Origin of the sequence: uncultured Pontibacter sp., assembly GCF_947495565.1 — a bacterium.
In the GTDB taxonomy this organism is placed as follows: Bacteria; Bacteroidota; Bacteroidia; order Cytophagales; family Hymenobacteraceae; genus Pontibacter.
Window position 1 is genome coordinate 20,388 of the sequence record NZ_CANLZM010000017.1, and the last position, 23,801, is coordinate 44,188.

Consider the following 23,801-nt stretch of genomic DNA (forward strand, 5'->3'; position numbering starts at 1 on the left):
ACTGAAGCCGCTAGCCAGTTCACTCCATACTTAAAATTTCCAGATTCCCCCTACCCCCATCCTGCCGCAAGATTTTATCATGTGGCTTATCATGAGGCAAGCTTTCAGTTTGGGTTAACCAACAGGTATACTTTCGCAAGCTGAAAGCTTGCTGCCAAGCAAAACCGCGAGTTGAAAACTTGTGGGAGGTGGAAGAACTGACCGATTAAGTAGCGTTTGTTAACTGAGGTTTTGGGTTAGATCTGCTACTGAAACCTAAGTATAATTTGGAGGTATGATCAGCAACCCTCATCATCCCCCTGACCCTCGATAAGGGCAGGGGGATGACAATCGTGCATGAGCAATCCTGTCAATCTTTCAACCCTGCAAATCCTGACCCCGCTCCCAAGTCACTTCCGGAAACACCACTTCCAGCTGCCGCTTGATCACGCGGTAATTCCCTTTCCAGAAACTAGCCAGATCCGAAACAGTGGTGATTGATTTCAAATCCGGCGTTAACAGGGCCAGCTCTACCGTCATTTCGCCTTCATCCACTTTCGGGCTACTCTCCCACGCCAGCACATCCTGCAGACGTATATCCAGCTTGGGCTGAGCACCATCGGGTTTATACTCCAGCTCTATACTTGACCCATCGGGCAACGTCAAAAAAGCAGGAGCCAGCACGTCTAGCCTTGCCCGCTGCTCATCGTCCAGGTACTTCTTTTCCAGGATCGGCAGCAACTCCAGCTCCATCAGCTCATCGGGGTGCTCGATGTCAAACAGGTATGGCTGCAGCCAATCCCAGTTCGTCATGAGCAGGGTGCTGGTGCTCACGTCGGGCCAGAACTCGGAGGGGCGCCATTTGCGCAGGCTCAGCACGCGGTTTTGCCATTGCGTTAGCTCGTGGTTGAAATCCAGCAGGTGCTCGCCTTCAACTTTTATAGCCTCCGACATAGCCGGTACGCGGTGCTTCTCGTCGGGTGCTGGCAGCGGTTTGCTTTGCAGCACGATGCTCCCGATGCGCGTGTCCAGCGAGGCGGTGAGTTCGCCGTCGTTCACGTCCCAGTGGTATACCTCCTGCTGCTTTAACAGCGGAGCCAGGTCGCGGGGGTTGAGCGGCGAAGCCAGGAAAATGCGACCCGGGTTATCGCCGGTGCCTGCGTGCAGGTGCGCAATGGCTAGCCAGGGTTCGTGCGCCAGATCATCTCTATGACCGGCAGAAGCATATTGGCCGCTGGCCAGCTGGAACTGTGCGTTGTTGCCGGGGCGGGCATAGGCGATGCGCTCCGGATAGCAATGCGCAAGCAGCACACCGGCTTCATACTCGTCAAAGGTGCCGTTCTCGGGCTCCACTTCAAACAGCTGGCGGTATGAGCGGGCGATCTTCTCTATCTTACTGAAACGCTTGCCCTGCCCTTGCTCTTTTCTATACCTTCTAAGGGCTTCTACTCTTAAATTGATGTCAATGCCGGCGTTGCGGTCCAGCGGGTCGCGTTCTTCCAGGACGGCAGCAATATCACTTGCCAGCGCCACCTGGTCGGTCTCTTCGGCTTTGAGCAGCATGTGCGCAATACGTGGGTGGCAAGGCAGCGTGTGCATGCGTTTGCCGTGCTCAGTGATGCGGCCGTTCTCCAGCGCCTGCAGTTGGTGCAGCATTTCGGTGGCATATTGCAAGGCAGCGCGTGGTGGCGGGTTCAGCCAGGTAAGGCCACGGATATCGGTAATGCCCCACTGCGCCATGTCCAGCACCAGGTTCGCCAGGTCTGCTTCCATGATCTCTGGGGTGCGGTGCGGGGCCATACGCTCCTGCGTGGTTTTGCTCCACATGCGGTAGGCGGTGCCGGGGCCCAAACGGCCGGCGCGACCGGCACGCTGGTCGGCGGCGTCTTTGGAGATGCGCACTGTTTCAAGGCGCGACAAACCGGACTTCGGATCGAAGCGGGAGGTTTTCCCGAAGCCCGTATCCACCACCACCGAAATGCCTTCTATGGTTAAGCTGGTCTCGGCTATACTTGTCGCCAGCACTACTTTGCGCCTGCCCTGGCGGTCGGGCATAATGGCAGCATATTGCTTGCCGAAGGGCAGCATCCCGAACAGCGGGTGTATTTGCACGCCACGCATTTGCTTGCGAAGTATGGTTTCAACCTTTCGTATGTCGTTTTCGCCAGGCAGAAACACGAGGATATCCCCCTCCTGCTCCTTTGCTGCCTGCTGCACTACTTTGGCTGTCATTTCGGGCAACATGCGGTCGTCGGCGTCGCCGGTGTAAAAGGTTTCGATGGGGTATTGCCGCCCCATACTTTGCGCCACCGGAGCTTTGAGCAAACTCGTGAGCTGGGGCATATCCAGGGTAGCCGACATCACCATAATGCGCAAGTCTGGGCGTAGCGTGTGCTGCGCCTCCCGGCTCAGGGCCATGGCCACATCGGCATGGATGCTGCGCTCATGAAACTCGTCGAAGATCACGATACCGATGCCCGTCAGCGAGCGGTCGCTGTGGATCATGCGGGTGAGGATGCCTTCGGTTACGACCTCGATGCGGGTGCGCTCGGAAATGCGCGTCTCGAAACGGATACGGTAGCCGACGGTCTGGCCTACCTCCTCGCCCAGCAACTGCGCCAGGCGCTCGGCAATGGTTTTAGCCGCCAAGCGCCGGGGCTCCAGCATAATGATCTTCTGATCTTTCAGCCAGGCCTCGTCCAGCAACGCCAGCGGCAGCAAGGTGCTTTTACCGGCTCCAGGAGGAGCGTTTACGATCAGCGTGTTCTGCGCCGCCAGGTGCTCCCTAACGGCAGGTATAATTTCCCGAACGGGTAAGTCTATGGTAAATGGGTTGAAGGACAAGGGGACTTATTATAACTGAAATATTTATAAATTGATAAATCTCTGCACAAATTTACACATTGTGAGTTTACTAACAGGATGTCTTTTATCAGATATTGACATTTATAATTTCTCTACCAACATACTTCTTTACCTTGCATAATATTGATGCAAGAAGGCATATCTGAGTTAAATTATTTTAATATATTTGGTTTAAAAACATAAATGCCATGAAGTTTAATAGAAGGGATCTTGGTTACACTATTATATCAAGATTTGAAAGTTTATTTAGATCTTATATAGCAACAAAACTTGAGTGTCTCGCGGAGAATTATACTAATAATGTACCAGAAGGGATACTTTCGAAAGCTAAAGATAGAAATTACGAAACTTCATACTTTGAGTCAACAATAGACTTTTTAGATAACACAGATTTCCCTGACTTAATCGAAATCTGCTGCTTTAAAAACAACTTTTCTTCATACTTTTCCAAGTCCAAAAGAGAAGAAATAGTAGCTAAAATGGCTATTTTATATAATTTACGATGTAAGATAGCCCACGTTAAAGGTTTTTTTACTAGCATAGATTTAGACAAACTCATCGAGCTTACTTCAGAGGTAAACTCTGCTTCTTCTAATGATGGTGAGTTTAGGAACTTTATTATAGACTTAGAGAGGTCACCGGAAAAATTCATCAGGGAGGTACCCATTGATTTCAATATTGATTTTCTTGAGAACAATAACGTTCTAAATAACTTGCCTATTCCTGATTATGAATACGAGGGTGGTTTTGTAGGTAGAGAAGAGGATATAAAGAAGATTATATCCTATTTGAACGGAGATAAATTTGCTGTTATAACAATAACTGGAGCAGGTGGTGTAGGTAAAACTTCGCTTGCACTCAAAGTTGTACAAGAACTTTCTCAAAAGCCTGATTTCGATAAATTCGATGGTATAATTTGGCTGAGTGCAAAAGAAAATAAGTTAACCCATTTGGGTATTGAAGATATAGAACCTACTATCAAAAGTTATGAAGAACTTCTTGATACAATAATAGAAGTATTAAATTTTGATGTTGCTGATAGCGTTGAAAAAAAAGAGGACATAGTTAATACTATTTTTGAGATATCTAAAGGCATATTGATTATAGTAGATAACCTTGAAACAATAACAGATGAGAGAATAATTAATTTTATTATTGATGCGCCTAATAGCGCAAAGTTTCTAATTACAAGCAGGAAAGGACTTGGACAAGTTGAAAGAAGACATGAGTTAACACCACTAAAGGAAAAGGAAGCTATTTACCTTTTTAGGCAGACAGCAAAAGATAAGCAACTACTACCGTTATCAAGGCTGGATGATAAGTTAGTTAGAAAATACGTTCTGAAGGTTTCTTGTTTTCCATTAGCTATTAAATGGGTTATTGGTTTAGTGGCAAGAGGAAAGGATATAAATAGAGTTATTGATTCTATAAATGATGCAACAGGCGATATATCAAAGTTTTGTTTTGAACAAATCTTTTCTGATTTGAGCCAGAACTGCAAACATATATTGTATGCAATAAGCTGTTTTGATGATTCTCCAACTGCAGGAGTCTTACAATATGTTGTAAATATTGAGCAAAATGCCTTTGAAGACGCAATTGAAGAATTAATTCTTGTTTCATTGATTATACCTGAGCAGTTCAAGAATGAGCAAGATGAAATAGCTGTAAAGTATTCAATAATTCCTTTGACTAGAGGCTTTATTCGCCAACAACTCAATAAAAAGTTAGAGTTAAAAGAAAAGATTGAATCAACTATTTCCAAGACTCAAAATGCTATAACGGATACAGAAAAAGCAAAGCGGGAGTACAGATACAGCTTAAACAATTTAGGTGCGGTTACTGAGGAAGAAAAAGTGGCGGCAGTTCTAGTGCAGTCTGCTTCACAAAACTACCAAGCCAACAGGTATGAAGATGCTGTTGAAAATTATAAGAGTGCTATAAGTATTGCCCCTAGATTCTCAACTATCTATAGAAACTGGGCTGTAATGGAATCTATGGAAGGGCATTTGTCTGAAGCAGATTCATTGATGAGTAAAGCAAAAGAGCTAAACCCGAATGATCCCCAAATATGGCTCCTTTGGGGTAATATTTATAAAAAGGCAAACAAATTTACCGAGGCTCACCAGAAATATGAACAAGCTTATATATTAGTACCAAGTGACCATATAGTTCTTAATGCTTTAGCTCAAACAAAAAACAGACTAGGAGATTTCGAAACTGCCGACAACCTATACAAAAAAGCTTTAAGTATTGGTATAGAAACAAACTCTAAAAAACACGAGATAATAAATCGATCAAGTCTTGCTGAAAACTTGATGTCTTGGACTGAGTTACTTTTAAAAGATAGAAATTATCCATTAGCAGAAGCTAAACTATTCGAAGCTGAAGAACAATGTAAGCGGTTAATTGAAATAGACGAATTTGATCCTACATCTAAAGCCTTACAAAGCCAATTTTATTTTCGAACAGGTATTTATTTTAAGAAAGTAGGCAAAATCAATGAAGCTTTAACCTATTTCCAAAGATTGCTTTATATAAGCCCATTAAGCAATAAAGAGGACTATTATATAGTGGGTGGAACTTTAGAATATATTCAGTTAGAAATTAATAAAGGAGAGTATAATTCTTTATTAGAACTTCTGCTGCCACTTAAACATAAATACTCTGCAGTATTCCAAAAAAAGACATATTACCTAGATAGGTACAATAACTTTTTAGAAGAACTGGAAAACACAAATCACCAGTCTAGGCATAATAAAAGTTTAAAATACAATGAGGATTATAAGATCGGTTTTATAAAAGAAGTTTTTGTAAGACGCAACTTTGTAATTATTGAAAGTGAAGGCAAGACATTTTTAGGTGGTGCCGAGAAATTTGACCCAATAGTTGATAATGTTGATAATAATCTGATTTCTAAAAAAGTAAGGTTCAAAACTTTTAAATCAGGAAATAAGGAGAAAGCACAAGAAATCATTTTAATATAAACCTATCCTTAATTGGCGCGAGCTTGCAGCTCGTGCCTTTTCTTTCCACAGCTATACCTACAGCACAAGTAACAGTACGAGCTACAAACTTGCACTAGCAAGTCACCTGATCTCACCCAAAGGCACCTTATTGAATATAAGCTGGAATAACCCGTTGCTATGCCCTTTAAATGCGTACCTTATAGTATGATAGAAAATAAATTCCCCATTGGGTCCGAAGTGTTCGCAAAAGTGAATTCAGATCTGATATTAACCATCCGCCAATACCTGAAACGCATCTATTACTGTACTGTAAAAAGTCAGCCTTCGCAGAAGGATCTGGTATACTACGAGCGGGAGTTAGTACCTGTACCGATAAAGTAAAAATAAAGCCCCTGCTAAAACAGGGGCTTTTTAATGTCAAACAAACCGTTATTGTTAAGCTAATCTTCGAAGCCTTCCCGTAGTTCTTTTGACTGGGCGTAACATACGGGGCTGCTGTTTTCCTTCCGCTCCGTTTTTTCCTTTACCAGTTCATCGTAATTGTCTGGGGTAGCTAAGATCCTGCACTTCGGGTAAAGCACTACACCCCGCCGGACGATCTTACTGTTTGTTTCTATTTCGTGCGCGTTTACCCCTTCCGCTCCATACACATGAATCGTGAAGAAATGGTAGTTCGTTTTCTTCGCATATCCTTCTGCCGTTATCCTGCCGGTTATCGTCCTTTCCCCGATAAAGTCTGATGTCTCTCCTTCTGTATAAGGCGTGTACACCGACTCCGTCCACTCTACTTTACAACCTACTGTCAGATTCATACTTGTGTTTTGTGCTTTGTTTCCTATACGTTTGCCGTGTCGCAAACTATAAATTTCCTGGCTCCCATATCTGGGTATAGCCTAAACCGCCAGGTAACTTTACTTTCTGCACGAGTAACGGCACGAGCTGCAAGCTCGCAACAGCACACAGAATCAAGCTTGCCTTTTATACTAATCCTACCCTATTTTACCCCGCAACAGCACAATCCAACTCCGATCAGGATAATGTAACTCCTTCCGCAACTGCACTCCTGCCAGGAAGTATACATACTATAAGTAGCCTGCTTCTCCCCTATGAGTAAAAAGATCCTGAAGCCATCCAGACCAGTTACTGGCTCTATATTGAAAGCTCCGTTTCTGTGGATGGAGTGGGGAATGAACTGGCTCTCCTACTGGTTTAGCCACCTGGCTGTTTTTACGCTGCTGAAGTATGTGGGTAAGCTGGCCATACTTGTTGCTATTATTGGCTGGTTTATGGAAGCACCTGCCCGCAGGCAAATATCTATCCGCGAGAACTGGGCTATACTTTACGAGAAAGGCGGAGGCCGCATGGAGGCTTTACTTTTCCTGCACCAGGAAGGCGTTGATCTTCGGGGTTTGAACGGGGAATATGGCTTTTTTGAAGGGATTAACCTGCAAGGGGCAAATTTATACGGAGCCGACATGTCGAATGCGAAGCTGGCAAAGGCAAACCTGAGCAATACCACCCTTACCAATTCCGAACTGAACAAAGCGGTGCTGGACAGCGCCAATTTTACAGCTGCAAAACTAGCTAACTCAGACCTAGAGGGTGCCTGGCTACGAAACAGCAAACTAGACAGGGCCGACCTTACCTTCACCAATTTAAGCCGTGCGTTTGTAAACGGAGCCAGCCTGCGGAGAGCCAACTTAAATGAAGCCAGGTTAAGCCATGCCTATTTTCCCGCAGCAGACCTGAGCGGTGCTTCCTTCCAGTTTGCCAAGTTAGACAGCACCGACCTGAAAGGGGCAAAGCTAAGAGACGCCGACCTGTCGCTGGCCGATATGCGGGGAGTGAAACTATTTGATGCCGACCTGACAAACGCTACCTTCACATTTGCCATTTTAGTAGGTGCAGACTTAAGCGGAGCTGTTCTACGCGGTGCCGACCTACAAAATACCATCCTGATAAACGCTAACTTAGAAGACGCTGTATTAGATAGTGCCGACCTAAGAGGTGCCAACCTACGTGGCGTAAACCTGAAAAATGCCAGCCTGCGGGGCGCAGATCTGCGCAGCGTCCGCTTCCTGAACGACTCAGCTTTTGTAGATGCGGATACAACGGGTATACGGCTGCGGTAGTGGGAGGAGTAAAATCCCTCAAACCACCTGATTCATCCTGTGTTAACAGTAGTCTTCCAGGTGTTGGTCTAATTTTTTTTTATGTGTAGGCGGAAATGAGCTTTTTGCCATTGTTAAGACTAATACATACGCATCCAACACCACAAAACTATGCTCAAGAACAAAGACCTTCTCTCGCTCCTGATCCGAATATTTTTAGGTTATATTTTTCTCTCTGCCGGTATATGCAAACTTACCGACGGCAATTTCGGACAGATAATCGGGCCGCCATGGCTGGAGGAACGGCTGGCTGAGTATGGTCTGGGCCTGTTTGCGCAGGTGGTAGCGGTGAGCCAAGTGGTATGTGGTGCGCTGCTGCTCTCGCAGCGGTTTAGTTTGCTTGGTGCTGTTATGTTGGTGCCCATGTGCATAGCCATACTTGCTGTAACGGTTTCGCAGCAATGGGCGGGCACACCATACATTAACGCTGTACTGCTGCTGCTAAACCTTTCGCTGTTAGCCATGGAGTACCCCAAATTCAGGTTTTTGCTGCAGGCTAACACAGCTTTCAAAATCAAGCCGACATCAATAGATCGGATCGGGCATAATATGTTTAGTTGGCTGGGCCTGGGCTTTAGCTTCCTCGCGATGGCAGCTGCTTCTTATAACCTGGTGCTTACAAATGTGTTTGCTGTACTTGCCTTTGCCACCTTCGCCTTCACTATTATCAGTAAGGTTGTAGAGAATAAACTTGATGTGCTGCTGCTGACTTTGCCGTTTGTAACGATGATAGTGCTGACGCTTGGAAGAATAATACCTTATGCCGAACCCCTTTTGGCTGTGCTCCTACTGGTTGAGGCTCTTTTATTAATTATCAGGCTTATCCTGGGGGCAAAAAGAAAGAGAGAAACTACACAGCCTGCAGCCGCTTTATCCTGACAGTAGGTCGCCCCCGTTGGCGTGAATTTGCAGCTGTGCTTTTTCTGCAGGGTTGATCATCCCCTACCCACTCCTGAAACAAGTCTGGGCCCTTCAAGCTCAAAGTAGGAACTTCAACTAAGCGGGATATACAAAAAAACCAATACCAATCCCCAGATCAAGTAGTTAAAAAAATATGTAAAGCGTACTTGACTTTAAGAAAAGCAAACTATACCTTTATGTAAATAAAACTTTACATTATATCAATCGTTATTTACATATGGAAAATCAAAACTATAACACCCAGCTTCGGCGTAATACCTGGCAACTAGCTATCTGGACTTTTGCGTGGGTTGCCTCTATGGCCCTGGCAACCTTTGGGCCCAACTTAATCTGGCAGGAGAATATGCCCTTCACCATAGTTGCCATTGTACTAAATGCGGCTTTTGGCGCTGCAATGATCCTGGCAAACATCCGGTATATCAAAAGCATGGACGAGATGCAGCGTAGAATTCAGCTGGAGGCTATGGGTATTGCCTTGGGCGTAGGCGTGGTTGGCGGCTTAAGCTATTCGCTGCTTGATACGACCAATATTATTTCGGGAGATGCAGAGATCTCTTTCCTGGTCATCCTGATAGGGCTTACCTACCTGGCCGCTACTGTTATCGGGCAAATCCGCTACAGATGAAAAATCGACTGAAGGTACTTAGAGCTGAGCGTGACTTAACGCAGGCAGACCTTGCCGATGCGCTGGCCGTTTCTAGGCAGACCGTAAATGCCATCGAGAAAGGCAAGTTTGACCCGAGTTTACCCCTGGCTTTTAAAATATCCCGGCTATTTAATCTGCCGATCGAAGCTATTTTTCAGGATGAAGAAGAAGTATAGGGTTACAGATTCTTAAGGATTGATTTTTAGTCTGTCAGGATTTTAGTAAAGCTATGATTGCTCAAAGTATTCATTGTTCGCAGGTGTAAATCATCCCCCTGCCCCTTTTTTATCGAGGGCCCCTACCCCTAAATGCCGTCAACTTAAGCGTTTAAGTTTGCCGTTGTGCGTGTTCTCACCAACAACTTGCTGGTCAGAAGACAGAGCAAGGGCGACTGCTTTACTGGAGGCAACCCGAGCTATTTCTTAAGTTGACGGCATTGCCCCTACCCCCAAGGGAGACTTTTTTGGCTATGGCTTTGCTATTGTATATAAAGCTTTGTAGGACTGGTAAATTTAAAGTCTAAATAGTAATCTATACTACTCGTGCTGAGTGTTCCCCTTCGAAGGGGGCAGGGGGATGACGATTGTCTGCGGAATTTACACGCACTAAACTTATCGCTTCTCCTCAAACTTAAAAATATACTCAACTATCACCCGCTCCACATTTGGCAGGTCTTTCATTACCTCACCATCCGAAAACCGAAGCGTGGTGAAGCCAAACTTAGCCAAATCCTTATCGCGTTGCTGGTCTTCTTCGGTTTTGAAGTTGTGGGAGTAGCCGTATCCTTCGATGATCAGCTTTAGTTACTGCTGCGTTTGCTCTTCCGGCATACGTTCGATGTGTATCGACACTAGTTGCCAGGCTGTATCTGCTTGGGGCTCCCAAACGAAGCTGTAGTTCCCGCGTTGTTGCGCTGCTGCCATGTTGGGTACTTCTCTGGTGAAGCTGTACGTGCCCAGTGCATAGGCCATGTCTGGCCCCTCTCCTTTTGCTATCATGGTAGCCTCCAGATCCCGCGTCACATTTAAGTTAGGCCGCAGCCATTGTGCCACCACCTCTTCTTTGCCACTCAGGTTGTTTGGCCCCATCAGCATTTCTACGTCTTCCGCCATAATGGACATCAGGTAAGTGGAGTCTTGGGTATTCCAGGCGGATACAAATTTGTTGTTGAGCTCATCCATGTTGGCAGTGGCAACAGGCGCTGTTTCGGTGGTAGTGGTAGTTTCAATAACTCGCTCTTCAGTTTCGGCGCACGACACTAACATCAAAGGCAAGACTGTAAGATATAGGAGCTTTTTCATAGTATAGACATTAGACAGATTTATGAATCTAGAACAGGTGGGGTGAGGCCAGAGTGAAGGGTGCCGGATCACTTACTACAGCATTATTTATATAACGAATACAAAAAGTTACAGGTTTTATTTCACTTACTTACACTACCAGGTAGGTTAGAAAAGAAGCATTGCCGCCAATCCACATATATTAAACTCAATTACAATACATTATAAAAAACCCACCACAATTAGTTTTCTATGTAGGTAGCAATTTATGATGCAGGTACTTTATTGCTTCTAATTGCTGCGCACTGTTAACCAAGCTTATACTTCAGAAGGCAGTAATTAATTCATTATCAAGCGGGTACATTCAATTTATATCCAAACATGTAGCATTTACATTGCCCTAACCTGTCTTTACAAAATAATTAAACAATTAACATTTATAATTATAAAACAACAGTAGTTATAGTATGACACTAACTTAAAAACTGCTTAGAGCTTTTGGTTACAGGGCCTACACCCGCCATTGTTAGTGTTTTTCACCACAATCAAAATGCAGATGCTGTAAATCTTGCTGGTGAAAACATGCAGCAAGGGCAGGCAGTGTAGTATTAATAAGCCCTAATAAGGCTCTTAAGTAACAAACCCATACTATCATGAGAAATTTCTATTTTGCCACTTCATTGCTTATTTTCTTAACAGCCGTAGTTCTGTCGTCGGATAGTCTGTTCCGCAGCGGCAGCCAGGCAACGCAGACTGCTGCCTCAGAAATGGTCTTTCAGCAAAACACTGAGCAGATAAAGCAGGGCGAGCACCTGGTGCTTATTATGGGTTGCCACGACTGTCACACACCCAAGAAAATGACGGCGGAGGGCCCTGTGCTGGATAAATCACGGGCTTTGTCGGGGCACCCCAGCAACATGCCAGACCCTGACATTGATCGAAAAGAAATTGAGCAGAAAGGACTGGCTGTAACACAAACGCTCACCTCCTGGGTAGGACCTTGGGGCATTTCTTATGCCTCCAATTTAACGCCCCACCCGTCGGGAATCGGCAACTGGACCGAGAAAAACTTTATTACAGCCATTCGGCACGGAAAGCATAGAGGCGTTGAAGGAGCGCGTATGTTGCTGCCCCCCATGCCCTGGGAAATGTACGCTAACATGACCGATAAGGAAACAAGAGCTATATTTGCCTACCTGAAGTCTCTGAAGCCGATAAACAATGTGGTGCCAGCGGCTAAACCCCCAGTTTTAGCATCAGAGAGTAAATAGAAATGTATACTTTAAGCTGGTCAGGAAGTATAATTACGTAGCTATGCGTTTATTCCTGTCCAGTAGCTTCTCTGAACTGGCCATTTTAAGTATAAAAAACCTGCCCCTCCGAGTAGGGGAATTTCTAATTGATTTGAGGAGAGTTTATACATATTTCTCAGCTGATACTGGTACTACTGTTTAGGCTCATGTCCCCAGTTTTTTAAAGAGTAGCGCCATGGGGTATCCTCTATGTTGCCAGAAGGCCGTTGGGCTGTGTGCCGGTGCACGTAACCAACTACTTTGCGCATGTGTGCATAGTCTGCATCAGTCAGATCTGCTTTCTTTGTGTGGAGGATCTTGATGATTTTCCTGCCCGATTCGTGCCCCACTGATTCATCAGCATCCTCCTCCTTGTAACCTACTTCTTTAGACTCATCTGTTTTTAGCCATTCCTCCAGTTCAGAAGGAGTCATGTTAACCGCCTCTTTAAAGTCTTGGTAAATCTGTTCGCGCTCTTCCTTGTCAAAATCTGTATGTGCCATGTTATTTTCTCAGTTATCGGTTCAGAAATTTATACTTACCAGCAGCATAGTTGTTCGGGCAGCAAGGTATTTATTTGTTTTTTGGCTGATTAACTACAAACTTACCTATAATAAAATTTAATATTTCGTATAAAAGTATAGAGTATACCAACACTGCAATTCCTTTTAGCAGTATATAAAATTACATAAAACACCTTCACAAAACAGAGGCATGCGCAATAATTATAAAACTCTTAAAAGATGAATGATGAAAAATTTGAAATCAAGAAATTCAGTGGCCTTTATACTGATACTCTTTTTGATAGCCTGTAACACTAACACAGCTGAAAACACCAACACAGTTACACGAGCAGAAGCATCGCCACCTGATACACAAGCAGATGGATTGAACAAGATTGGTTATACCCTGAATATTGAAGAGGCCACACTAGCAAACGAAGATTACAGAAGAGTGCTTTATACCGGAGAACACATGCAATTGGTGCTGATGAGCTTAAAACCCAATGAGGAAATCGGCATGGAGATACACCAGGATAACGATCAGTTTTTTCGGTTTGAAAGCGGCAGCGGCAAAAGCATCATAAATGGCAAAGAGTATATAGTTGGTGACGGCGACATAATATTTGTGCCAGCAGGAGCCAACCATAACATTATTAACACAGATGCTACACAAGACTTAAAGCTTTACAGTCTTTATGCCGCCCCTACTCATAAAGACGGTTTGGTAAATGCTACAAAAGCAGAAGCTGAAGTGCCATTTGATGGTCAGACGACTGAGTAAATACTTATAGCCTTTCTTGATCTATAACAGCTGACGATAAGTTATACTTGCCATTTAACCAACTAGCGAAGTTACTGCAGTATGTTGTGTTGGGGATAACACTACAAATGCGGATTAGTAAAAGATCGGGTTTATTCTAAATATTCGCAAATTACGGCATCAATTAGCTTTTGCTTTGTGGCCACGGTCTTTGAAGTAATAGATTAGTGCACCAAATGCTGCGGCTACCAATTTATCCAGAATGGAATATAAAAACGCACCGCTATAGGAGGCTTGCATAAATAGGTAAAAGGCTAGCTCCAAGAGTGCTCCGGCCACTAAAAATGCAATTATTTTACCTATTTTATTGTGCAGCAGCCGCTGTAGCAGCAGGTAGGTTGCCAGCACATACACAAAAAAGCCGATTACCTGGAAAATAATAAAACCGGTCTGCCGCATGTACTGCTCCGTAAAAGCCACTACCTCGGCAGGACTTGTAGCTACGAAAAGCTCCACATAAATAAACTGCACCAATATCAGCACCAGCTCCAGCAGTAAACCATATAAGATCATCTGCCCTATGCTCCGGCCTTGGTCGGTAGTTGAAATATTCTGCGCCATCGTCAGGATGTTTGGTTTTGCTACTGTATACGATACCCCGTTAGCACACTAACATATAAGTACTTATAAATAAGTTTAACAACTAATGATCAGTGTGAAACGGCTATACTATAAAGTTAGTCGGGCTGCTGTTGATTTACTTACATTACTATTTTGCTGGAACTGCTTCTGTCAATTTTATCTGGTAACTATACTTATATAGGTAGCTATACTTTTAAAACTTTTACTTTATACATTTCGGGGCTGAAGCAAAACTGTCAGCTATTCATCTAGATCAGGAACCGGCACATTATCGAATAAAACTACCCTGTACATGAGTATTGCCATGCAAAAACCTACCGCTCGTGTGGTCGTAAGTTAATAAGAGACCTACAAGAGCTGTAGGCCAAACTCATGTACAATAATAAGTATAAAGCTATGGCAACTAACGATAAAAAGGATAAAACAGAACCAACCAAAAGAAACCTGGCCAGTAACGCAAACGAGCAGCCAAACCCGAAGGATTATTCTAACAAGGCTAACATACAGGGTGGTGTAGACAGTGGCAAACATGGCACAAAGCCTACCGCTTCTCAACAGCACGGGCAAGGGGCCGAAAATAAGAATACCGATACCCGAACAGGCTCAGACAGTGGCAGCGGCCAGGGGGGTCAGGGCGGCGGCACTCCTACCGGCAAATAAGCATTTCCGTTATTTTAATTACAAATCCCCTGAAGCTGCTGTTTCAGGGGATTTGTTTTTTTAACTCTACCGGCTGCCCTGCATGTGTAAATTTTAACCGACGTCTCATATGAAATCGCTTCAACTGAAACCGTGCTTATGCAACAAAGTATAAATTAAGTACTACAGCTGGCTTAATTTGCATGAGTAAACAGGAAATCACAAAGCCCACTAAACCGGTCACTCGCTTTAAATTAGCAGCTCCTCTCCTCTGGATAGAATGGGCATTAAGCTGGCTATCTTACTAGTTTAGCCACCTGGCTGTTTTTGAGGTGCTGAAGTACTTTGGCAAGCTAGCCATTCTGGTAGCAATTATTGGTTGGTTTGTAGAAGCCCCTGCCCTCAAACGCGCCGACATTCGTGAGAACTGGTCTATACTTTTTGAGAGAGGGGGCGGACGCATGGAGGCTTTGCTATTTCTGCATCAGTAGGGCGTTGACTTGCGGGGTTTAAACGGCGAATACGGTTTTTTTGAAGGAATTGACCTGCAAAAGGCTAACCTGTATGGCACTGACCTGTCTAAGGCGAAACTCTCTAAAGCCAACCTGCGCCATACAAACCTGATGAACGCAGAACTGGACGAAGCCATTTTAGACAGCGCCGACTTAACAGCCATAAAACTAAACAACTCCCATTTAGCGGGCGCCAGGTTAAGGCATGCCAAACTAGACAGCGCCAATCTTACATTTACCAATTTAAGCCGTGCTTTTGTAAATGGTGCCAGCCTGAAAGCAGCAGACTTAAGCGAGGCCAAATTGAGCGACGCCATTTTCCGATTCGCTGATTTATCTGGCGCTATTTTCCTTTTTGCTAAGCTAGATAGCGCTGATTTAAACTCGTCCATACTCCAAGGTGCTGACTTATCTTTAGCTGATGTGAGAGGTGTGCAGTTGTATGATGCCGATATTACAAATGCCAGGTTGACTTATGCTGTTTTAGTAGGCGCAGACTTAAGTGGGGCAGCCTAAGCGGTGCAAATCTTCAAAATGCCATTCTGATAAACGCTAACTTAGAAGATGCTGTTTTAGAAAATGCCAATTTACGCGGCGCAAACCTGAGAGGCATCAACTTGAAAAATGCCAGCCTACGGGGCGCAGACCTCAGGAACGTACGCTTCTTGAGCGACTCTTCCTTTAAAGATGCTGATACCACCGGCCTTGTGCTGCAATGAAAGTATGAGTTTACCTAGCCACGCCTGTTTGCCCATCTGACAATACAAACAACACCTGATTTACCACATTATGGGCCAGCTGGCATGCCCATGATGTACTTTTATTTATGTTAGCAAGCATCTAAAGTATACTTTACGCTACAGTGTCATACCTTTTTATATCGATAGAAACGTATAGCGCTTAGCTGCTTAAAAGGTGCCTGCGGCTGACCGGTTTTGTAAAAGGAGAAGTATAAATGGCATGGCAACAGAAATTATGTACGATTATAACAGCATCCTGATTGTGGCAGTGTTATTTGTGCTGATACTGGCAGCCGGAGAAGCGGGCTATCAGGTTGGCAAGCACTACCAGCGCAAAACAGACCAGGACGTAAAAGCGCAAACCAACACCATACAGGCTGGTACGTTGGGTTTGTTGGCGCTTATACTTGGTTTTACTTTCAACATGGCCCTGCAGCGCTACAACAGCCGCAGCGAAGCAGTAATAAAGGAGGCAAACGCTATTGGCACAACACTCATGCGCACGCACCTGCTCCCCGCCCCTTACGATTCGGTAACGCAGAACCTGCTGCAGCAATACATTAACCTAAGGCTGGCGGTCAGCAACACGTCTTATGCTATGGTAACAGAACAAGAAGCGCTTTCTAACGAAACTAAAGCCCTGCAAAGCGACATTTGGGTAGAGGCCGTTAAGGCAGCCCACCTGGATCCCCGCCCCGTTACCACCGGATTTTTCATCACCTCCTTAAACGACATGATAGATGCGCAAAGCGAGCGGAACGCGCTGCTGGCGCTGCATGTACCGGAAGTAATTATATTTCTGCTGTTTGTGGTGTTCATAATGTCGGGAGCCCTGATCGGGTATGCCAGCGGCTTGGGCCGCAAACGTACTTTTCTGCCTTTTGCGCTTTTGAGCCTTTTAATTTGCCTGGTCGTCTTCATCATCTTAGATCTTGACCGACCCAAGCGAGGCATCATAAAAATTAACCAAGCCAGCATGGAGCAGCTCAAAACAGGTGATAACTGATTCTGGAACAAGAGATCAGCACAAAGATTTTTGCATCTGATTTATACTTGCAGCTCGTACTGCTTTCCCGCACCTGAAACGCAGTATTTCGGCTAAACATTAGCTTAACATTGAGTTTGCCGCATTACCCACTCTCTCTCATGGAGTTAAGCAGCAACTTTACTGTTTTGTTAAATTTCTAACAAACCCTACCTGCTGCGCCGCGTATTAGGTGAGCGCAAAAGTGAATCAGAAACCATCATAAACAGCACGCCTAAGGATAAACCTCTACAAACTTAATCCCTTTATTTACTTTAATTGTATTTTAATGAAAAAGCTAATATTAATCCCTTTGTGCTTTTCCCTTCTTTTCACTGCCTGCAACGATGACGAGAGCGAAGCGGTTATTCCGGCGGTGTCCCAGATTGATGCTGACATGAGAGGCGACTGGACCAATACTTCTGTAAAAAGAGTGTATTATTCAGACACAGACACTGTTATGTTTGCTGACTCTGTTGCACGCCAGGCATATTTCCAGTTTAATGGCCAGCGCATGACAGTTACGTTGCCAGGCAGCTCAGAAAAAGATGTTTGGAACTACAGCTTCCCGGATAAAAACGACTCTACCTACATCCAACTAAAACAAGACGCCGAGACAACTAACTATAAGGTTACTTCTTTATCTGACTCCGCAATGGTTTGGGTAGAAGAAAGAGCTTGGGCTGGTTTTCCGGAGGAAGTGCCGGACGAGGAAAAAACAACTTCTAAGCTTGGCGTTTATACCTGGAAGTTTGTTCGGAGAAAATAACCTTAGCATTTACCTGTAATATGTTTAGAGAGCGCGGGCTTATAGTCCGTGCTTTTTTTATGCTAAGTGCCAAGTATAAATTATGCAGTAGCCATACTTTGTACAGCCCTACATGCTGGCTTCCCTGCAGTTCATTCATCCAGTATGGTTTAACCTTCGTACCGATATAGAAAAAGTATAAAACCTATATCAATGAAAGCAAAGCACATACAAAAAGCACTGGTCTCATTATTCTTAATTTCCTTCTTCTGTCTAACTGGCTGCCAAACAGGTAATGCACCAGCCAACACAGCGGTTAACAGAAACCTGCCGCCTGAAAGGGTGGATATAAGAGGGAGCATTTTTGCCAGCCGGTACAACGAAGGGCAAGTGGTGCTTGAAGTGGAAGGAACGCCAGGCCAGCTTAATACCCGCTACGACAGAGCCTATGTGCTGGTCTTGCCTACCGCGCAGCTTATCGGGCCGGAGGGTCGTGCAATAAGTGTTAGCGAGCTGCGCCAGGGGCAAAACGTATCTATACTGCTAAGAGGCGGCGGCCAGGGAAACCGGGTTGGCGTTGGTGTTGCCCGTAAACTATGGGTGCAGGATGCCTTTTAGAAAGTATGGCTGTACATTAAATTCTGGCCTGATACGTATAAAGTTGGTAATACCTTCCCTGCTTTTCGAGGAGTTCGTCGTGCCTGCCTTGCTCAGCTATGCGGCCCTGCTCAATCACCAGAATCTGATCGGCCTGCCGGATGGTGCTGAGGCGGTGGGCAATAACAAACGTGGTGCGGCCCTTCATCAGGTTTTTCAAACTTTCCTGTATCAGGCTTTCGCTCTCGGTATCCAGATTGGAGGTAGCTTCGTCCAGAATCAGGATGCGCGGGTCTGCCAGCACGGCTCTGGCAATGGCAATACGCTGCCGCTGCCCTCCCGATAGTTTTACGCCACGCTCCCCGATCAGGGTATCCAGGCCATCTTCAAAACGGTTTGTAAACTCCTGCACATAAGCCGCTTCTACGGCCTGCTGCAGCTGCGCCTCCGTGGCATTTGGTCTTGGGAAAAGTATGTTTTGCTTTATTGTGCCTTCAAACAGAAAATCGTCCTGCAGCACCACGCCTAAACGGCTTCTGTAGCTTTTCAAGCTGATTGTCTGCAGGTCGTGCCCGTCTACGGTGATAGTGCCGCTCTCCGGGTTCAGAAAAGACGCCGCCAGCCCGGCAATAGTGGTTTTCCCTGAGCCGGACGTACCCACTAACGCTGTAACGGAACCGGCCGGGGCATTAAAGCTGATACCTTTCACTACTTCTTTTCCGGCTTCATAGGCAAACGCAACATTATCGAATGTAATATTGCCGTGGATGTGGTCTAGCTGCAGGTTTCTGTGCCCGTTGGCATCTTCTAGTGGCGTGTTCAGAATTTCCTGTGTGCGGTCGAGGCCGGCAAAGGCTTCTGTAAACTGGCTCCCGATGTTGCTCATCTGCAAGATAGGCGCAATCATAAAGCCCAGGTATAAAGTAAAGGCCAGGAAATCGCCAAAAGTTAGGGCGCCGCTCATAATCTGGTAGCCGCCAATTGCCATAATGCCCGCCGAAGCAAGGCCCAGCAGCAAAGTAGCCGCACTCGTTACAAAGCTGGTTGTCACCAGGCTCTTTTTCACGTTCAGGAACAGCCGCGTTACGCCATCTTCAAACGTTTTAATCTCCTGCTCCTCCGCATTAAATCCTTTGATTACCCGAACGCCTCCTAAGGTCTCTGTCAGGCGGCCTGTTACTTCTGCGTTAATCACGCCGCGCTCCCTGAAAATCGGGCGTATTTTCCCGAAAGCTTTTAAGGAGATAACCCCGAAAATAGCCACCGGAAACAGCACGTATAGCGTCATAAGCGGACTGATAACAATCAGCAGCACCAGGCAGATGAGCGACGTCAGCACACCGCCTATCATTTGGGCAAACCCTGTGCCTACCAGGTTCCGAACCCCTTCCACATCCGTCATGATCCTGGAAACAAGCTCACCGGTTTTAGTATTATCAAAGAACCGGACAGGAAGCTGGATGATGTGTCGCTGCACCTTGGCCCGCAGTTGCGAGATCAAGTGCTGGGCCTCTACGCTCAGGATCTGCGTCAGGGCAAAGGAGGTAACAGCCTGAATGACGATGGCTGCCGCCACAGCTATAATCAGCCATTTCAGCATACTCAGGTCGTTGTTCGGAATCACATCATCAACTAGAAACTTACTGGCACCCGGCAACACCAAGCCTGCCAGGCGGCTGATGGTAATCAAGGCCAGGCCAACGGTAAGGTACTTTTTACGGGGCCAGATAATGGTTTTAAAAACCTGGGCAACAGTTACGTTGTGGAGTTTTTTTGATTTAGACATATTGTGTGGTAGCAGTGCAGCGGTAAAGGTAGGTGTTTTTTGAGCCTTTCAGAAGCCGCAGCTTCAGGCAGGATTGGTTTAGCATGAGCAGGTTGTTACAGTATAAACCTGCTTTGCCACTGTTTATGGAGTTTCTTTTATAAGCCGCTTTACTACTCTTCTGCAGACCTGCGCCTGTTGTTAAAGCGTAAAGCGCCTGTAATGTTTTTATACTTTATAAATAAAGATCATTATGATGCGTGCGGTTGCTATCTTGTAGTTTAATCCTCTACATTTATATTTGTACGGTGCGCTACTTTTTTCATATTGGTTACAATGGGGGCAGTTACAGCGGTTGGCAGCGGCACCCGTATGGGTTGGGCGTGCAGCAGGTAATAGAAGAAAGCTTGCAAAAGATTTTAAAAACACCCGTCGCCATTGTGGGGTGCGGCCGCACGGATGCGCAGGTGCATGCCAGCCAGTTCTTTTTTCACCTGGATGTAAACCAGCCGTGGGAGTTTGACATGCTGTTCCGGCTAAACAAGGTATTGCCGCCAGACATTGCCGTGTTTGATATCATTCCGATGCAGGAGCTGGCGCACGCCCGGTTTGATGCCGTAAAGAGAAGCTACGACTATTTTATCCATACGTACAAAGATCCTTTCCTGAGCCAGATAAGTGCTTTGTACCTGCTCCGGAACCTGCACCTCGACAAGATAAAAACCGCCACGGCCCTACTCCCGCTTTACAGCGACTACCGCTCTTTATGCATTGCACCGGCCGAGCAAAACAGCACGATCTGCCATGTTACCGCCGCCCATTGGCTTACCGATGCAAACGGCGACAGGCTGCGCTTCCAGATTTCGGCGAACAGGTACCTCAGCAGGATGATCCGCATTATTGTCGGGCAATTGCTCCGGATAGGCGCTGGCACGTTAAGTATAGATGAGTTTGAAAGTTACCTGGCCACTGAAAAAACACCCAAGCACTTTGCGCCAGCTCACCCGCAGGGGCTTTATCTTTCTAAGGTTGATTACCCTTATCTAAACCTGGCACCGCGCAGCTCTTTTTCTGCCGCCGCACAGCTTCATACTTCTGATAGCTGGCAGCCTATTTAATCATGAAAGTAAAAATCAGGGAATATTTGCAGCAGGCATTTAGCCTGTATTTCAAGTAATTATTTTTTAATTTGAGATTCAGTTAGATAATGCCATTGCTGTATCTAACTGAACCATATGTTGGGTCGCATAAAAGTATATGGCTTTATAAAACAGGTCGCTGGCTAAATTATACTTTACTCAAAGCTAAAGGCAGCAGCCAGCAACCCTATTTAACCGTATATTGACCTTCAGCAACTTACAAAGTATAAATTATCAGAACATGGAGCATAATACCTCAGAATCGAAATCTTTTGTGGAGCGAATAGCTGAAAACCTGGGTGGGGCTGCCAACGCTTCCCGCATTTATGGTGCGCCTGTAGAGCGTGATGGCGTAACGATTATACCTGTATCCAAGGCAAGTTATGGCTTTGGAGGCGGCAGCGGTAAAAAGTCCGGCGAAGAAGGCGCTGGAGGAGGCGGTGGAGTGATGCTAACTCCTGTCGGCTACATCGAAATGAAACAAGGAGAAACCCGTTTCCGCAGCCTCCGCGACCCGCAAGCAGCCGTGAAAATAGTAGCTATCAGCGGTCTGTTTACCTTTCTCACTGTAAAAACCGTTTTTAGTGCGCTGAACTTTAAAAAGAAGAAGAAGAAAAAAAAGAAGTAGTCATCTTGCTGCAACGCGCTAAGGTTTGCCTGTTGTTGTAGATATCTTTAACCTCAGCCAAACACTTACTTTTCTGTTGTCTTTACCCGCGATGCAAGCATTTTGAAAAGGATGTACAGGAAGGCAAAAACAGCCATAGCCACCAGTGTCCAGAACTTCTTCCGGTTCATCTCCTGCCAGTAATCGCGCTCCACTTCTGTCTCCGCTAGCTTTTGCCTTATGGCGCTTTTTGAAAGGCGTTCGGTGGCAAGCTCCCGGTGTAGCGAGTCCAGTTGCACCGTGTCCTTTAGATAGAGCGTTTTGGTGATGTAAGTGGTAGTGCATTCCGGGCAGCTTTTAGCTCCTCCTGCGTGTGAGGTGTGGCTCCAGGGCACCAGCATGGGGTTTGTCAGCAAGCGTTCAGGGTTCACCTTTGATTGCTGCGTTATACCTGGCGGGTAATATTTAGGCGAAAAATATTTTGCGGCGTAAGCCTTACCCTGCTTTAGAGTATAAGTGTCATGTTCAGCTACAAACTCAGCCAGCTTATCCGGGTTCTCCTCAAAAAACTTTTCTGCCTGGCGTTGGGTAGCGCAGGAGCACAACAGCAGCAGCAGTAGTAATGTCCATCTCATTTTCACAATATGCCTGTCAGTTCTCTTGCCCCACATCGGTTTGCATACTCCATCTGCTGTTTTTTATACCTTCTGATTATTAGCTAAAATTCATTGTAAGTCCGCGCGCACAGGCGTTGAAAGGTATACGTATACAAAAAACATTATACTTGGTAAGTATAGCCATGGTTTACACTGGCCTGCATTTAATATGCATTTTTATACTTATCTGTCTGCAAAGCTGTGCCGCTACAACAATATAGAAAGTGTACAGCTTTTTTATGCTTAACACGCCTCTCTGCTATAAAATTACCAGCTGCAGCGCCTCCTGCAAGCCATAATTTATCACCAGCAGCGCCTTGTTTTCCATCTCTCACAACATTAAAAACTCAGAAGCAGTTAAGATTATAAGTGTTAAAATAATTACCTAGAGCTTTAACTTTAAAACAAACTTGATTATGCCATTTATCGAGACAGAAGACATTCAGAAAGGTGAAAATGTATACCTAAACTATCAGGACTGCGGCGAAGGGCAGCCCGTGATTCTGATACATGGCTGGCCGCTGAGCCACCGTATGTGGGAGCACCAGATACAGGCTATTGTGGATGCGGGATTCCGGTGCATCGCTTATGACCGGCGCGGCTTCGGGGATTCGGACCGGCCCTGGAGCAATTACGATTACAACTCTCTTGCGCTGGACCTGCGCGCGCTGATAGAGCAGCTCGACCTGCGCCACTGCGTGCTGGTAGGTTTCTCGATGGGCGGCGGCGAGGTGGTGCGCTACCTTTCCATGTTCGGCGATGACCGCATAGACAAGGCCGTGCTTATCAGCTCCATTATTCCGATAGTAAAGCAAACGGACGACAACCCCGATGGCGTGCCGGAAGAAAAGCTAAACGAGATTATGGAAGCCCTGAAAACGAAACGTGTCACTTTTCTGGCGGAGTTCGGCAAAATGTTCTACAACCACAGCGAACAGAAAGATAAAGTAAGCGAACAGCAGCTGCAATACGATTGGGCTATCGCCTCCTCCGCTTCGCCGCGCGGCACCATCGAAACGGCCAAAGCTTGGGCCAACACAGATTTTAGGCAGGAGCTAAGAAACGTACGGGTGCCTACGCTCATTGTGCACGGAGATGCCGACCAGATTGTGCCTATAGAAACCAGCAGCGAGAAATCTTCTAAAGAGATTCGGGATAACAAGTACGTGGTGATAAAAGACGGGCCGCATGGGCTGTTCCTGACACATAAAGAAGAGCTGAACAAGGCCTTACTTGACTTTCTTCGGCACTAGAACCGCCACTGCATAAGTATAAAAGCAGCAAGGGCCTTTACAGACAGTAAAGGCCCTTGCTGCTTTTATACTTATTTAAATATTTTTATACTT

25 protein-coding genes and 1 pseudogene are annotated in these 23,801 nt (G+C 45.7%); 18 read left to right on the forward strand and 8 right to left on the reverse strand.

The genetic code is table 11. The features are described from left to right. Positions 1-357 precede the first annotated feature (357 nt). Positions 358-2,823, reverse strand: a complete 2,466-nt coding sequence (gene hrpB, locus Q1B04_RS18050; protein ID WP_299761597.1) for an ATP-dependent helicase HrpB — start codon at positions 2,821-2,823, stop codon at positions 358-360. A gap of 209 nt (positions 2,824-3,032) precedes the next feature. Between hrpB and Q1B04_RS18055 the strand changes: the two genes are divergently transcribed. Next, complete coding sequence (locus Q1B04_RS18055; protein ID WP_299761600.1) at positions 3,033-5,831, forward strand: NB-ARC domain-containing protein; 2,799 nt, start codon at positions 3,033-3,035, stop codon at positions 5,829-5,831. A gap of 186 nt (positions 5,832-6,017) precedes the next feature. Further along, positions 6,018-6,194, forward strand: a complete 177-nt coding sequence (locus Q1B04_RS18060) for a hypothetical protein (protein WP_299761603.1) — start codon at positions 6,018-6,020, stop codon at positions 6,192-6,194. A gap of 59 nt (positions 6,195-6,253) precedes the next feature. On the opposite strand, the gene Q1B04_RS18065 is transcribed toward Q1B04_RS18060, so the two are convergent. Continuing rightward, the gene (locus Q1B04_RS18065; RefSeq protein WP_299761606.1) at positions 6,254-6,625 is read right to left on the reverse strand and encodes a hypothetical protein; all 372 of its coding nucleotides are present in this window, start codon (positions 6,623-6,625) and stop codon (positions 6,254-6,256) included. A gap of 294 nt (positions 6,626-6,919) precedes the next feature. Between Q1B04_RS18065 and Q1B04_RS18070 the strand changes: the two genes are divergently transcribed. The 4 genes from Q1B04_RS18070 to Q1B04_RS18085 all read left to right on the forward strand — a co-directional run bounded on the left by Q1B04_RS18070 (position 6,920) and on the right by Q1B04_RS18085 (position 9,727). After that, complete coding sequence (locus tag Q1B04_RS18070) at positions 6,920-7,945, forward strand: pentapeptide repeat-containing protein (protein WP_299761609.1); 1,026 nt, start codon at positions 6,920-6,922, stop codon at positions 7,943-7,945. A gap of 150 nt (positions 7,946-8,095) precedes the next feature. Further along, entirely contained in the window at positions 8,096-8,863 is a 768-nt protein-coding gene (locus Q1B04_RS18075; RefSeq protein ID WP_299761612.1) for a DoxX family membrane protein, read from the forward strand. A gap of 259 nt (positions 8,864-9,122) precedes the next feature. Then, positions 9,123-9,530 (forward strand): hypothetical protein, encoded by a 408-nt coding sequence (locus Q1B04_RS18080; RefSeq protein WP_299761615.1) that lies wholly within the window; start codon positions 9,123-9,125, stop codon positions 9,528-9,530. Further along, on the forward strand, positions 9,527-9,727 hold the full coding sequence (locus Q1B04_RS18085) for a helix-turn-helix transcriptional regulator (RefSeq protein WP_299761618.1): 201 nt from the start codon (positions 9,527-9,529) through the stop codon (positions 9,725-9,727). The genes Q1B04_RS18080 and Q1B04_RS18085 overlap by 4 nt, the downstream gene beginning before the upstream one ends. A 435-nt stretch (positions 9,728-10,162) precedes the next feature. Here the strand turns inward: Q1B04_RS18085 and Q1B04_RS18090 are convergent, their stop codons facing one another. Then, a complete protein-coding gene (locus Q1B04_RS18090; RefSeq protein WP_366524736.1) occupies positions 10,163-10,348 on the reverse strand; it encodes a DUF559 domain-containing protein in 186 nt (61 codons plus the stop codon). Positions 10,349-10,354: 6 nt separating this feature from the next. Continuing rightward, complete coding sequence (locus Q1B04_RS18095; RefSeq protein WP_299761621.1) at positions 10,355-10,852, reverse strand: nuclear transport factor 2 family protein; 498 nt, start codon at positions 10,850-10,852, stop codon at positions 10,355-10,357. A 632-nt stretch (positions 10,853-11,484) separates the two neighbouring features. Between Q1B04_RS18095 and Q1B04_RS18100 the strand changes: the two genes are divergently transcribed. Further along, positions 11,485-12,102, forward strand: a complete 618-nt coding sequence (locus Q1B04_RS18100) for a cytochrome c (RefSeq protein WP_299761624.1) — start codon at positions 11,485-11,487, stop codon at positions 12,100-12,102. A 173-nt stretch (positions 12,103-12,275) separates the two neighbouring features. Here the strand turns inward: Q1B04_RS18100 and Q1B04_RS18105 are convergent, their stop codons facing one another. Next, on the reverse strand, positions 12,276-12,626 hold the full coding sequence (locus tag Q1B04_RS18105; RefSeq protein ID WP_299761627.1) for a DUF3140 domain-containing protein: 351 nt from the start codon (positions 12,624-12,626) through the stop codon (positions 12,276-12,278). 298 nt (positions 12,627-12,924) lie between these two features. Between Q1B04_RS18105 and Q1B04_RS18110 the strand changes: the two genes are divergently transcribed. After that, positions 12,925-13,407 carry a cupin domain-containing protein gene (locus Q1B04_RS18110; RefSeq protein ID WP_299761632.1) on the forward strand — a complete coding sequence of 161 codons (483 nt, stop codon included), beginning with the start codon at positions 12,925-12,927 and terminating at the stop codon, positions 13,405-13,407. A gap of 159 nt (positions 13,408-13,566) precedes the next feature. On the opposite strand, the gene Q1B04_RS18115 is transcribed toward Q1B04_RS18110, so the two are convergent. Beyond that, the gene (locus Q1B04_RS18115; RefSeq protein WP_299761635.1) at positions 13,567-14,007 is read right to left on the reverse strand and encodes a hypothetical protein; all 441 of its coding nucleotides are present in this window, start codon (positions 14,005-14,007) and stop codon (positions 13,567-13,569) included. Between the two features lie 417 nt (positions 14,008-14,424). On the opposite strand from Q1B04_RS18115, the gene Q1B04_RS18120 reads away from it, so the two are divergent. The 7 genes and pseudogenes from Q1B04_RS18120 (at position 14,425) to Q1B04_RS18145 (ending at position 18,309) form a co-directional block, all read left to right on the forward strand. After that, on the forward strand, positions 14,425-14,688 hold the full coding sequence (locus Q1B04_RS18120; protein ID WP_299761638.1) for a hypothetical protein: 264 nt from the start codon (positions 14,425-14,427) through the stop codon (positions 14,686-14,688). Between the two features lie 311 nt (positions 14,689-14,999). Then, positions 15,000-15,158 (forward strand): hypothetical protein, encoded by a 159-nt coding sequence (locus tag Q1B04_RS18125; RefSeq protein WP_299761641.1) that lies wholly within the window; start codon positions 15,000-15,002, stop codon positions 15,156-15,158. A 9-nt stretch (positions 15,159-15,167) separates the two neighbouring features. After that, positions 15,168-15,695: a pentapeptide repeat-containing protein gene (locus tag Q1B04_RS18130; protein ID WP_299761644.1), complete on the forward strand. Its 528-nt coding sequence runs from the start codon at positions 15,168-15,170 to the stop codon at positions 15,693-15,695. Beyond that, positions 15,689-15,898 (forward strand): annotated as a pseudogene (locus Q1B04_RS20070) (pentapeptide repeat-containing protein); the annotation flags it as partial. The gene Q1B04_RS18130 and the pseudogene Q1B04_RS20070, both read left to right, overlap by 7 nt. A gap of 241 nt (positions 15,899-16,139) precedes the next feature. Further along, positions 16,140-16,925: a hypothetical protein gene (locus Q1B04_RS18135; RefSeq protein ID WP_299761647.1), complete on the forward strand. Its 786-nt coding sequence runs from the start codon at positions 16,140-16,142 to the stop codon at positions 16,923-16,925. A 307-nt stretch (positions 16,926-17,232) separates the two neighbouring features. Continuing rightward, entirely contained in the window at positions 17,233-17,712 is a 480-nt protein-coding gene (locus Q1B04_RS18140) for a hypothetical protein (protein WP_299761650.1), read from the forward strand. Positions 17,713-17,904: 192 nt separating this feature from the next. Next, entirely contained in the window at positions 17,905-18,309 is a 405-nt protein-coding gene (locus Q1B04_RS18145; protein WP_299761653.1) for a hypothetical protein, read from the forward strand. A gap of 16 nt (positions 18,310-18,325) precedes the next feature. Here Q1B04_RS18145 and Q1B04_RS18150 read toward each other — a convergent pair whose 3' ends face one another. Continuing rightward, on the reverse strand, positions 18,326-20,074 hold the full coding sequence (locus Q1B04_RS18150) for an ABC transporter ATP-binding protein (protein ID WP_299761656.1): 1,749 nt from the start codon (positions 20,072-20,074) through the stop codon (positions 18,326-18,328). 386 nt (positions 20,075-20,460) lie between these two features. Between Q1B04_RS18150 and Q1B04_RS18155 the strand changes: the two genes are divergently transcribed. Both Q1B04_RS18155 and Q1B04_RS18160 read left to right on the forward strand, forming a co-directional pair. Continuing rightward, positions 20,461-21,171, forward strand: a complete 711-nt coding sequence (locus Q1B04_RS18155) for a tRNA pseudouridine synthase A (protein WP_299761659.1) — start codon at positions 20,461-20,463, stop codon at positions 21,169-21,171. 262 nt (positions 21,172-21,433) lie between these two features. Continuing rightward, entirely contained in the window at positions 21,434-21,820 is a 387-nt protein-coding gene (locus Q1B04_RS18160) for a spore germination protein GerW family protein (protein WP_299761662.1), read from the forward strand. A gap of 65 nt (positions 21,821-21,885) precedes the next feature. Here the strand turns inward: Q1B04_RS18160 and Q1B04_RS18165 are convergent, their stop codons facing one another. Next, entirely contained in the window at positions 21,886-22,434 is a 549-nt protein-coding gene (locus Q1B04_RS18165) for a hypothetical protein (protein WP_299761665.1), read from the reverse strand. Positions 22,435-22,871: 437 nt separating this feature from the next. On the opposite strand from Q1B04_RS18165, the gene Q1B04_RS18170 reads away from it, so the two are divergent. Then, on the forward strand, positions 22,872-23,708 hold the full coding sequence (locus Q1B04_RS18170; RefSeq protein WP_299761668.1) for an alpha/beta hydrolase: 837 nt from the start codon (positions 22,872-22,874) through the stop codon (positions 23,706-23,708). Positions 23,709-23,801: the final 93 nt, after the last annotated feature.